Here is an 11,223-nt window from a genome sequence, read left to right as displayed (position 1 = left end):
CAGAAGTAGTACCGGCGCTTGCACTTCGGGCAGGTCTGGCGAGCGGCCATCGCACGGTCCAGCGCCCATTCCTGAGCGATCGTGGGGACCCTCTTGGGCTTCGCCAGATCGAGGCGGACCAGATAGCCGCGGGTGGGGTGCCGGCACGACCAGTCGGGCCGGTTGAGGCACAGCCTGCAGCGCAGGATCCCGACCGGGCTCTGACCGCCTGGGCTGAGGTTCATGTCGCGTAACTGCCGCCGTGTGACGAGGCCTTCGGGTAGTTCGCGGCGGTCGTATTCCGGCAGGCCCGACTGGTCGCGCGGGATCTGCTTCACCTCGCGGCGGCGCCGCTTCTTCCGGGGGCGCGGCATCACTGCCTCCAGGCGCCGGGCAGCCGGACGGGGCGGTGCGGGTAGCGGGGGCCGGGGTGCTGCGGGCGGGGCCGGCCGATCCGGCGGCGCGGTCTGGGGATGAGCACGGGCAGTCCTCCAGGCGTCGGTGGGCAGGAAGCAGTGCGTCCCGCCGACGGTGTTCGTCGGCGGGACGCAGGGGCGGTGCTGGCGGCCGGTCGGCCTGTCCGGTCCTCGCCCGCCCCGAGGTTGCGGGGGGGCGAGGACCAGGCGGAGCGACCGGGGGGTCAGCGCTGGAGCGGGTGGATGTTGTCGGGTTCGTCGTCGTAGTCGTCGCCCGCCGGGGCGGGGGCGGGGAGGGTGGCGTGGAGGTGGAGCGCGGGGTTGAACTGCGGCTGGAACTGCGGCGGGTGGTTGTGGACGATGGGCCGCAGGGTCAGGCCGCGCAGGGCGACGATGCTGGCCAGGGCCCACATGAGGGCGGCGATTCCGGTGGCTGCGGCGCGACCTCCAGCCGGGGAGGCGGACCAGATCATCGCGAGGCTGCCGCAGCCGAAGAGCACCCAGGTGATGCGGGCGCCGGCGTTGCCGAAGAAGCCGCCGATGAGTCCGAGCAGTCCGGCGAGCTGCCAGAAGGCGTACAGGGCGGCCGGGGCGACGGTGAGGTGGGCGGCCTGCTGGGCGAAGAAGACCCGGACCGGGTGGTCGACGGTGCCCCACAGGCCGTTTCCGGCGCCGGTGGGGGAGTCCGGGACGGTGGAGAGGCCCTTGAGTGCGGCGCTGGTGATGTCGCCGGCGGTGTCCACCATCATGACGATGAGGGAGATCCCGACCAGCAGGCCGGTCGCCTTGATCCAGTTGGCGATCTCGTGCCATCCGGCGTGCCGGGCCTTCAGCAGTTCCTCCCACCGCTGGTAGAGGAAGCCGCCTTCCTCCCAGGACTCCTTCCACGCGGTGCGCAGCCGTGCCAGGCGCGGCTTGTCCTCGATGGCGACCGGTAGTTCGGGCAGGTCGATGATGCTGTTCGGGCGGTGCTGTCCGTTGACCGGCTTGTCGTTGGTGGGCATGGTGGCGGCTGCTCCTTCGCTGGAGGGTCGGTGGGTGAGCGCTTGGTGTTCCGGCCGGGTGGCCTGCCCCCGCGTCCGGCCCCCCGGGTGTGCGGGGTTCGGGCGCGAGGCAGGGAACCCGGAGGCGGGTTACAGGCCGCGGGCGTCGGCGAGGTTGGCGGCCTGGTCGACCATGCGGACCGGGATGCGGCCGTTTGCCCAGGAGTCGTTGAAGCGGGGCACGGAGTCGACGTCGTCGCCGAACTTGCGGCGGATCGCGTCCATCAGCACGGCGACGGCTCCGGCTTCCAGGCCGCTGTTGCCGCGGGCCTCGGCTCGGATGGCTCCGAGCATGCAGCGGGCTCCGTCGGCGTCGACCAGGGCGTCCTTGCACCAGCCGCCGGTGAGCAGCCGGTGGTGAGCGCGTTGCAGAAGGGCCGCGACCGGGGTCGGGTAGGACTGCGGCGGCTGGAGCGTCGGGGTCAGCGGGACGGTGACGACGTCGGTCAGGTCGGCGGGCTCGGTCTCGATGTGCGCCGTGTTGACCTCGTAGGCGACCTTGGCTTCGTCCAGCCGCACGCTCATCGCCGCGCTGATGAACACCAGGCGTTCCTCGATGGACAGTGCCGTCGGCGGCGCGGGCGGCGCGGTGGTCGAGGCGGTCTGGTCTATGGCGGGATGGGTCTGAGGCATCGGGGCTCCCTGGAGGCGTCGAAGGCGCGGGGACAGGTGGCGCCTTCGACGCCGGCGGCCGGGGCGGTTTCAGATGCTGGAGATCCAGCCGGTGACGGCGCCGATCGCGTCCCGGATGGTGGGCGCGGCGCCGGTGGAGGCGAGGAAGAAGCCGAACAGGGCGCAGGCCAGGGCGTTCGAGAGGCGTACGTAGCCGCCCCGGATGAGGACGAAGACGACGATGCCGAGCAGGACGACGGCGGAGATCGATACGGCCACGAGCGGTTTGTCCTTCCAGGTGTGCGCAGGGCCCGGCCGGTGCGGCCGGGCCCTGCGCGGGTGTGTGGGGGTGAGTCAGACGCCGGAGAGGTTCTTGATGGCCTCCAGCGCCTGGCGGGGAGAGGTGACCGCGTCGCGGCGTGCGGCGGACTTCCCACCGCCGCGGCGCTTGCCGCCGCCCTTCTTGGGCGCGTCGTCGTCCCCGTCCTCGTCATCGGGCTCGTCGCCGAACTCGCCGGGCCGGGGCGGCTCGGTCCAGTCGAACCACAGGTCCCGCGCTTCGAGCTCGCGGATCTCGTGGTCGGTCAGGGTGGCGATGGTGTCGGGGAAGTAGTCCTCGAGGCCGGCCTTGAAGTCCATGAACAGCGTGCGCAGGACCTCGGGCTGCTTGGCTTCGACGATCCATCCGGCGCCGCCGGTGTTGGAGTTGGCGGGCGGCTCGGGCTCGCCGCGCATCACCCGCTCGATCCGGCCCGCCTCGGCAGGGGAGAAGGAGCGGGGGAGCGGGTCGGGGGTGTTCTCGGGCGAGATACCGAGGGCCTTGAACATGTCGGCGACCTTCTTCGGCGCGACCTTCAGCACGACGGGAATGCAGTTCTCGCGCAGGTTCTCGCACAGCAGCTGCGTGAACCCGTCCTGCACGTAGATGGACTGGCCGGCCACCTTGATGCCGATGCCGTACTTGCGGCCCTTGATCGAGACGCGTTCGGCGAGGTCCATGATCTCCGCGCCGTAGTCGCCGTTGCGGGCGGCGGAGAGGAACTCATCGAGGTAGGCGGACAGCATCCGGTAGGGGCAGCCCGGCAGGTTGGGGTCCCAGTCGTAGACCCGGCCGTCTTCCCACGGCATCTCGCCGCGGATCTCCATCAGTGCGTCCAGGGTGCGCAGGAGCCGGATCATGTAGAGCGCGCCGACGCCGTAGCGGTCGGTGTAGCCGCCCAGCGTGGCTGCCTTCTCATCCGGGGCTTCCGCGGCCAGCCAGACCACCGCACCGAACAGGGCGTCGGCGGCGACGTGCAGGCCCATCAGCTGGGTTTTGCCGCCGCCGGAGGGGGCGACGAAGATGCCGTGGGCGGCGCCCCGGTCGGTGTAGACGCGGTTGCGGGCGGGCTGGCCGTTGCCGAGGTAGCCGGTCACCCAGCGGCCGTCCTTGTCCGGGGTGAGCAGCTCCCGGGTGGCGGGGAAGATCTGCGCGAGCGGCGAGCTGTCCCACAGGGAGACCAGGACCTGGTTGCCGTCGACGGTGACGAACAGCCGGCCTTCGTCGTACTTGGTCTTCAGCGCGGCAGCCAGGGAGTGCTGGTTGACGCGCGGCTCGCCCAGCTCGTCGGGGACCTGGGCGATGTAGTGGGTGACCTTGCGCTCCTGGTCGCGGACCTTCTTCACGAACTGAGAGCCGGGCACGGGCCCGCCGGTGGCCCCGATCCGGTCGGCCCACCACTCGTGGGTGGTGGGGGCCTTGCGGCGGCGCTCGTTCATGTCGGGGGTGACGTGGACTTCCTTCCAGCCGGGGCCGCCCTCGCGGCCGTACTGCCGGACCACCTCTTCGATCCGCACGTCGGCGACCTCGACACCGAACGCCGCGGCGACATCTGCGTCGGTGAGTCCGGAGATCGGCCGTCCGGCCTCGGAGGCGCGCAGCAGCAGCGACAGGTCGTTGGGCATGCCCTCGTGCGGGGTGGCCGTGATGACGATGGTGCGGCCGGGCAGGCCGCGGGCCTCCCAAAGCCAGCGGACCTGGCGGGTGAAGGCGTCGGCGCCGTCGTCCGGCTGCGCCAGCGACGGCTCGGGTGCGGGCTGCAGCTGTGGCGCGGGGGCCGGGGCGGCGAGAGCGGGCCGGTGACGGCGGCGGGTGTGCCGGGAGAACGGCATCACCAGCAGGCCGGCCGCCGCCCACCCGGCGGCGAGCAGACCGTCCATGCACCACGGGCCCCAGCCGATCGTGTGCCGCGCGGCGATGTCGACGGCGGCCGCGAACACCAGCGGCGACCAGCGCAGGGCCTTGCGTCCCGCGCCAGACTCATCGCTCCTGTAGGCCAGGACCCAGCCGCCGACGCCGGCGGCGCCTGCCAGCTGCACGACCGTGTTGACGGGGCTGTCGGCGAAGAGGTTCGGTGCCGCGGCGAGGACCGGGGCGGTCAGGGTGTAGAGGGTGCGCTCCAGGGCGACGCTGCGTGGCACGGACACGGGTGTTTCTCCTTCGGAAGATGGCGATGGGCGGCCCCGCCGTCGGTGGCGGGGCCGCCCATCAGGGGTTTCGGTGGGGGCGGGTCAGTGGGCGAAGAAGCCCGGCTTGGGGGTGCGCTCCTTGCGGCCGGAGCGGATGTCGTCCAGGCCCTCGTACAGCCGGGCGTGCGTACGCCGCGTGTCATGGGCGAGGTAGGAGACTTCCTGCGCCGTCTCGTGGAGCTTCTGCACTTCGACGGCGGCGCCGCCCAGGGCGACGGACACCTGGTTCGTCATCTCGATGAACTTGCGGTCCAGCTCCGCGTTGGCGATGTCCGTGGCCAGGCCCTCAGCGCGCTGTGCGTTCGTGCGCATGCCGCGCAGCAGTGCCTCGAGCTCGTTGCTGGCCAGGTCCATGGCCGTGCCCAGTGTCTTGAGCTTGTGCTGGACGGCCTTGTAGCGGTTGTCTCCGTCTGTCTGGGAGACGGCCTTGTCGCCGCCCACCGGGGAGTCGATCCAGTAGCCGGGAGGCACGAGGTCGTTCATCAGCGAGGTCCTTTCCTAGTCGTGGTGGGCAGCTGCGGAGGCGTGGGCCAGGCCCGCGTCGTCCATGGCCCGGATGTCCTCGCCGTAGACGCGGCCGACCGACATGGCGGCGAGCCGGGCGGCCTCCGAGGCGATCTCGCACTCGGTGGCGCACCGTTCGGCCAGCTGCTTCATGCGGTCTGCGGCGTCGGCCAGGTCGGTGATCTGGTTGACGACCTCGGTGGCGATGTTGTGGTCGCCGACCAGGTCGGCCGCCATGTCCCGCAGGGCGTCGGCGACCTTGCCGAGCGCGACGGCCAGGTCCTGGGCGCGGTCCTTGTCGAGCCCGGCGGCGATCGCGATGTTCACGATCTCCATCAGGTACTCGCCGAAGGTGATGTCGGTGCGGTGCTTGGCCGCCATGCCGGTCTGGCCCGAGGTGGGCTTGCTGACCTCCGATGCCACGGAGTCCTCCTGTGCAGTGGGTCGGCTGGTTCCGGGACGCTGGGTGTGCGGCTCCGGGGCCCGAGGCAGGCTCGCCGGGCTGGAGACGGTGGCCCCGAAGGGATCGGACGGGTCGTCGACGACGACCGCGTCCGGGATGACCGGCTCAGCCTCTTCGGATTTCGGAGCGCGGCTCGAACGGCCGGGGCTGTCCACCGTCACATCGCCAAGATCCTCGGGCCGAAGCCTTGACGGCTCCTCCGCCTCGGGCGGGGTGGTGCCGTCGCCCGACTTGGTGAAGATGTCCCTGAGCCGCTCCTTGAAGGAGCGCTTGTCATCGCTGTCACCCGCGTCCGGCGGGTCCTTGACGTCGTCGGACTTGGGACCGTCACCCGTCCCTGTCCCGTCCTTGGCGTCGGAGCCGTCGGACGGCTTCTCGCCGCTCTTCTTGCCGTCGTCCGGCTCCTTGGTCGCGGAATCGTCCTTCGGGCCGTCTGAGGACGTCTCAGGGCCGTCCTTGGTCATCTTCTTGGTCGTGGCCTCGGAGTCCTTGTCGCCGGTGGCGTCCTTGGCCTTGGCGTCCTTCGCGTCCTTCGCGGCCTTGGCTTTCTCCGCCGCCGCGCGCCGCTCATCCCAGCGCCGCTGCGCCTCATCGGCCACGGCCGTGCCCAGGCTGGTGCGGTCGTCGGCGGCCTTGGCTGCCTCCCGCTTCGCCCTTCCCGCGGCCTTCCGCTCGGCCTTTTCCCTGCGGCGTTGCTCGCGCGCCGCCTGGATGGCGGCACGGTCCTGGTCGCGGTCCTTGCTGCGGTCGGCGAGGTTGGCGGCCTGGTCGGCGGCGCGCCGCTGCTGCCGTGCGGCCTGGCGGGCCGCGGCGCGTTCCTGGCGGCCGCGGGCTCGTTCGGCCCGGGGGCTGGCAGCCGGCGAATCCTTCGACTTGCCGCCGTCGCCCTTCGAGCCGCCCTTGCCGGAGCCGGAGCTGCCCGGGCCGTTCTTGCCGCCGGGGCCGCCCGAACTGCCCTTGCCAGTACCGGGCTTGCCCGATCCGGAGCCTCCAGCGCCGTTCTGACGGCCTTTCGGGCCGCCGGACGACTCATTGCCCTTCGAGCCCCCCTTCCCGCCGCCAGCGGAGCGGTCAGAGCCCTTCCCGGCACCCTTGGGGGAGTTGCCGCCCCCAGAGCCTCGCCCGGAGCCGCCGGGCCCGTTCGTGCCCGAGCCCCGGCCGCCGCCGGTTCCCCGCCCCGAGCCGCCGGCCTTCGAGCGGCCGCCCTTGTCGGCGCCCAGTCCCGAGCTCGAGGACCGCGCCGCGTCGGCCTTGCCGCGCGCCGCCGTCTTGTCGGCCTTCGCCTTCATCTGCGCGGTGTGGAGCTTGGCGTTCTGCTCCATCATCGCGGTTTCCTGGGCGGTGCGGGCTTCCAAAAGCGCCGCCTTGCGCGCTATTTCAGCCTCCCGGAAGGGCGCTTCTCCAGCGTTCCGGTCCCGCGCCACTTCCAGCCGGTATTCCAGCCAGTCACCGAGCCGATCGGCGAGAGAACGAGGCTGCTCGTATTCGCCTTCCTCATATTCTCCGTCGCCGGAATCCGGGGCGTCAGGCATTCCCGCTTCCCGCAAAGCCGTTTCCGGGGAAATAGGCCCCCGAATAGCCGGGAGTTCCATTGTCGTCTCCGCCGGGGACTCCGGAGGGACAGCGCCACCGGCACCGCCGTCAGGCGGTTCGGGGAAAAACAAATCCCCACCGTCGGGAGCATCCGGCATTCCGCCGGAATCACTGCCCCGAGTGGGGAGGTTGATTACGTTGCTGTCGGTGTCGTCGGACACGCGACTCCCTCCTCCTGAGCTTGACAGTCGGCACCGGCCTCGCGTACACGCGCGCACGCCACGCGCGGCACGCGTCACGCGCGGCACGCGTTGGGATCGCCGAAGGGCCGCCCCCAGGGATCGGGAGCGGCCCTTCGTGCGGGACGCGGGGAGCTAGCCGAAGTGACGGCCGTAGACGTTGTGCAGGGCGAGCGCGGCCTCACGGATGAAGTCCGCGTTCCCGTCGCGATAAGCCTGCGTGCCCCGAATATTCGTAACCCGGAGCCAGTAGTAGAAGGTGCCGAGGTCGTTGCCGTGCTGCGCAATCAAATCCTGTTTGATTTTCCGCTCATGTTCCGCACGGTTGAACTTCTTCCGCTCTGCTTTCGTGAGCGGGCGACCTGCACTCACGCCGACTCCCTGCGGTCCAGGTTGTAAATCGACGTGGGGCCACCATAGCCCATATTCGGGCTCTGCACACCCTGCTGGCGCGGGTTTTCCGGGGCGGCCTGGAGCGGCGGATTGTTCTTACGCTCCTTGAGCTGCGCCTTTTCCTTTCGCTGCTTCTTGACCTCCTTCACTTTTTCGTCGTGGGCGGCGCGCTTATGGGCGCTCTTTTCCAGTCCGGCGGTAACGCCCTTCAGGTTCTTGAGAATGTCGCTCAGGGACTTTTCCACCGGGAAGGAGCGCAGGAAAGCCTGGCCCATCTTGTCGCCCTCCACGCGGGTTCCGCGGCAGTGCACGCGGGTCTCGCGCTGGAGGACCTCCAGCTTGGCCTGCATGTCCAGCACGAACCGGTGGAAGTCCGCGAGGTAGTGCGCGTAGGCGGCGGGGTTCTGCGCGATCTCGCGCAGCGCCGCGTTCGGGTCGTCGAAGAAGGGCTTGTCTTCGGTGCTCACGGGGGTCCTCCGTGGGGGTCAGATCTGCTGTACTCGGGGGGCTGTTGACTGCTTCCGGCAGTCGCAGCGAGGGCCAGCCCGATTGCTGCGGGCTGGCCCTCACTGATGTGTGCCGGACGGGTGGATCAGGGGCGGTAGCCGTCGGCGAGCAGCACGACGGCCTCCTGGCGGTACTTGGACGCGGTGTCCGTGGACGACACGTCGGCCGCGAGCTGAACGTCGGCGATGGAGACCAGCTCGCACAGCTCGTGGTGGATGTCGTCGTACGCCAGGCCGTCGGGCATGAGGCCGGCCGCGAGCGCCATGCGGGCGACCCGGCGGACCGAGCGCTGGCGCGGGGTCAGCTTGGCGGCGGCGTCGGCTTCGGCGGCACGTGCCTCGATTTCGGCAACGGCCCGCCGCGTTTCGGCAGCGGCCCTCTCGGCTTCGGCGGCCTCCTTCTTGGCGCGCGCGATGTCAGCGAGAGCGACCTCCTGGCGGCGCTCCTCTTCCATCGTCTTGCGGTTGGCTTCGGCAGTGGCCCGCTGCGTTTCGGCAACAGCGCGCTCCGTTTCGGCAGCACGCCGGTTCGCTTCGGCAGTGGCCTCGCGGGCTTCAGCGATGGTCTGGGTCTCGATCGCCTGCGCCTCAGCCGCGGCGACCTGGTCGGCCTCCGCAGCCTCCTTCCGCTTCTGGGCTGCCTGGCGCTCCAGCTCGGCTGTGCGGAGGTCCGCTTCGGCCTTCGCCTCGCGTTCCTTGGCCTCCAGGCGCTCCGCCTGCGCCTCACGGGCTCGGGCTTCGGCGATGAGGGCCTGGTCCAGCGCTTCCTGCTCCAGTGCAGCGGCCCGTTCTGCGGCGCTGACCTGGGCACGGGCGTGTGCGCGGGCCTGACCGGTCTGGCCGTCGACCTCAGCGCGGACCGTCTCCACCCTGCCCTTGGCGCGCAGGCGGTCGGCCTCGGACTCCGCCTTGGCGACCTCGCTGCGCGTCTCCGCGTCCAGGCGGCGGCGCTCGGCTTCCTCCTCACGCTCCTGAGCTGCCTGTTCCTGCTCATCGGGCATGGCCAGGGACTGGGCGACGGTGTAGCCGTACGGCGCCATCGTCATCGGCAGCAGCTCATCCTCGGATGCCTTGGACAGGTCACCGTCGTGCTTGCGCTTGAGCCACAGCTCGTACGCGATCAGCTCCTGGTCCCGGCGGATCATCTCCGGGTAGGAGGTGACGCCCCACAGCCGCATCCGGCGGAAGATCCGGGCCGTCGCCACGGGGGCGAGGACCCACCGCAGCCACGGGATCGAGTCCCGTTCGGCCTGCTCAGGCCGGACGATGCGGTCGATCGAGGTGCGCCCCATCTCCACGACCGTGATGAAGAGGACCGGCACGACGCCGTGGGCGCCGGCGGCGACGTAGTCCAGCAGCTTCCAGGCCCCCTGCGGGGCGCCGGAGGCGGCGTTGAGGACGACCGTGGCGGCCGTGAGCAGCCAGACCGGGTAGCGAATCCAGCTGATGGGGCGCTTGAGCCAGGCCATCAACAGGTCGACCGCGATCATCACCATGATGCCGACGTCGACACCGACCGCGAACAGCTGGCCCTTGCCCAGCGAGCCGAAGCGGAGCTCCTCGAAGGCGAAGTCCGCGACGTGCTCGAAGGACAGGTACAGGCCGATGCCCGCGAGGGCGAGCGCGGCGACGACAATCGCTCCGGCCGTCCACTTCTGGGTGCCGGTCAGCTTCCCGTGGGAGGCTTCCGTTCCGGTTCCGCTTTCCGTCTCCGAAACGGATCCCGGCGCATCCGAAACGATGCCGGGCGTAGACGAAACCGGCGCGGTCGTTCCCGAAACGGCGGCCGGTGAAGCCGAGTCGGGGGCGGGTTCAGCCGCGGTGCGCGGCCAGTCGGTGATCGTCATGGGAGCCTCCGGAGTGAGTCGTTCAGGGGGTGGGCGAAACGGTGGGGGCCGCTCCCGAAACGCGGGCGGCTGCTCCCGAAACGGCGGTCGGCGGAGCCGAAATCGGCCCCGAGGGGCCGGTGCCTTCCCGGAGCGGGCCGTGCTGAAAAGCCCGCTGCCCGTGGTGCGGGCGGCGGGTCCGGGGGAGTGTTGGGGGGCGGGATCGAAACTGTCCGTGGCTCCCGCCGGGCGGGAGCGAAACGGGACTGTCCGACTCCCCGTCACCGCCCGATCCGGCCCGCCGTGGTGCGGCGGCCGGTGCGAGCGGATCAGGCAGTCGTCAGGCCGTGATCGCGAGGGGACGGTGCGGGTCGATGACCCGGCCGTCGGGGAGCAGCTCGCCGGTGTCGTCGAAGACCACCACGGCGTTGCACAGCAGGCTCCAGCCCTGCTCCGGGTGGCCGGCCACGACGCGGGCGGCCTCCGCCGCCGGGCTGGAGGCCGACGGGCAGTGCGGCGTGTGCGTGCACAGCGAGTCCGGCAGCCGGGTGGAGCCGGTGGCGGTCGTCGCGGTGTCGAGCTGGGTGTTGCTGCGCATGGGCTCTCCTGCGGGGATGCGGGCCCGAGACTTTCCCGGGCTGGAGGCGTGCGAAAGGTCGGCCGCCCGTGGTGCGGGCGGCCGACCTGGTGGAACAGCGCGGTGCGGGAGGGGAGTTGGGTTTCCGTCCTGGGGTGTGGGTCGCTCAGCCGTGAGCGCGGCGGCCGAAGTTGTGGTTGTCGTTGGTCCGGCGGACCGCGTCCTCCAGGCGCTTCTGGTCGGCGTCCGTCATGCCGTCGCCGCCTTGTCCGTCTGGAGCCGGCGGCGGGCGGCCCGGCGCTTCATCGCGCGCCGTTCGGCCTCGGACAGTCCGCCCCAGACGCCCTCCGCCTGCCCGGACTCCAGCGCCCACTGGAGGCACTGGTCCATGACCGGGCAGCGGCGGCAGACGGCCTTGGCTTCCTCGATCTGCAGGAGCGCCGGGCCGGTGTTGCCGATGGGGAAGAACAGCTCCGGGTCTTCTTCGCGGCAGACCGCGTTGTGTCGCCAGTCCATGCTTACTTCCCCTGCCGGACGCGGCGCAGGGCCTCTTCGATGATCGGGTCGGAGTCGCCGTCGTTCCGTGCGATGCTGAGCTGCATCAGGTCCTCCAGTCAGGTCCTG

At 71.1% G+C, this 11,223-nt stretch carries 12 protein-coding genes; all 12 read right to left on the bottom strand.

What is annotated here, in order from left to right; all coding sequences use genetic code 11:
• The coding region (locus ABZ656_RS52435; RefSeq protein ID WP_360279053.1) for an RRQRL motif-containing zinc-binding protein at nucleotides 1-353 on the bottom strand (353 nt) is incomplete at its 3' end.
• 266 nt (nucleotides 354-619) lie between these two features.
• On the bottom strand, nucleotides 620-1,399 hold the full coding sequence (locus tag ABZ656_RS52430; RefSeq protein WP_360279050.1) for a hypothetical protein: 780 nt from the start codon (nucleotides 1,397-1,399) through the stop codon (nucleotides 620-622).
• A gap of 129 nt (nucleotides 1,400-1,528) precedes the next feature.
• Complete coding sequence (locus ABZ656_RS52425; RefSeq protein WP_360279047.1) at nucleotides 1,529-2,071, bottom strand: hypothetical protein; 543 nt, start codon at nucleotides 2,069-2,071, stop codon at nucleotides 1,529-1,531.
• A gap of 69 nt (nucleotides 2,072-2,140) precedes the next feature.
• Nucleotides 2,141-2,329: a hypothetical protein gene (locus ABZ656_RS52420; protein WP_351621464.1), complete on the bottom strand. Its 189-nt coding sequence runs from the start codon at nucleotides 2,327-2,329 to the stop codon at nucleotides 2,141-2,143.
• 75 nt (nucleotides 2,330-2,404) lie between these two features.
• A complete protein-coding gene (locus ABZ656_RS52415) occupies nucleotides 2,405-4,516 on the bottom strand; it encodes a chromosome segregation protein ParM (protein ID WP_360279044.1) in 2,112 nt (703 codons plus the stop codon).
• An 84-nt stretch (nucleotides 4,517-4,600) separates the two neighbouring features.
• Complete coding sequence (locus tag ABZ656_RS52410; protein ID WP_360279041.1) at nucleotides 4,601-5,041, bottom strand: conjugal transfer protein TraB; 441 nt, start codon at nucleotides 5,039-5,041, stop codon at nucleotides 4,601-4,603.
• 15 nt (nucleotides 5,042-5,056) lie between these two features.
• A complete protein-coding gene (locus ABZ656_RS52405; protein WP_360279038.1) occupies nucleotides 5,057-7,057 on the bottom strand; it encodes an ATP/GTP-binding protein in 2,001 nt (666 codons plus the stop codon).
• 375 nt (nucleotides 7,058-7,432) lie between these two features.
• Nucleotides 7,433-7,669, bottom strand: coding sequence for a hypothetical protein (locus tag ABZ656_RS52400; RefSeq protein ID WP_266650390.1), 237 nt, complete (start codon nucleotides 7,667-7,669; stop codon nucleotides 7,433-7,435).
• Nucleotides 7,666-8,157 carry a hypothetical protein gene (locus tag ABZ656_RS52395; RefSeq protein WP_360279034.1) on the bottom strand — a complete coding sequence of 164 codons (492 nt, stop codon included), beginning with the start codon at nucleotides 8,155-8,157 and terminating at the stop codon, nucleotides 7,666-7,668. The genes ABZ656_RS52400 and ABZ656_RS52395 overlap by 4 nt, the downstream gene beginning before the upstream one ends.
• A gap of 125 nt (nucleotides 8,158-8,282) precedes the next feature.
• The gene (locus ABZ656_RS52390) at nucleotides 8,283-10,043 is read right to left on the bottom strand and encodes a DUF2637 domain-containing protein (protein WP_360279031.1); all 1,761 of its coding nucleotides are present in this window, start codon (nucleotides 10,041-10,043) and stop codon (nucleotides 8,283-8,285) included.
• A 319-nt stretch (nucleotides 10,044-10,362) separates the two neighbouring features.
• Entirely contained in the window at nucleotides 10,363-10,554 is a 192-nt protein-coding gene (locus tag ABZ656_RS52385; protein WP_360279056.1) for a DUF5999 family protein, read from the bottom strand.
• Between the two features lie 294 nt (nucleotides 10,555-10,848).
• A complete protein-coding gene (locus ABZ656_RS52380) occupies nucleotides 10,849-11,115 on the bottom strand; it encodes a WhiB family transcriptional regulator (protein ID WP_360279028.1) in 267 nt (88 codons plus the stop codon).
• Nucleotides 11,116-11,223: the final 108 nt, after the last annotated feature.

The organism is Streptomyces sp. NPDC007095 (assembly GCF_040634475.1).
In the GTDB taxonomy this organism is placed as follows: domain Bacteria; phylum Actinomycetota; class Actinomycetes; order Streptomycetales; family Streptomycetaceae; genus Streptomyces.
Note: the sequence above shows the minus strand (reverse complement) of the source record. Positions and strands in the feature narration are given on the sequence as shown.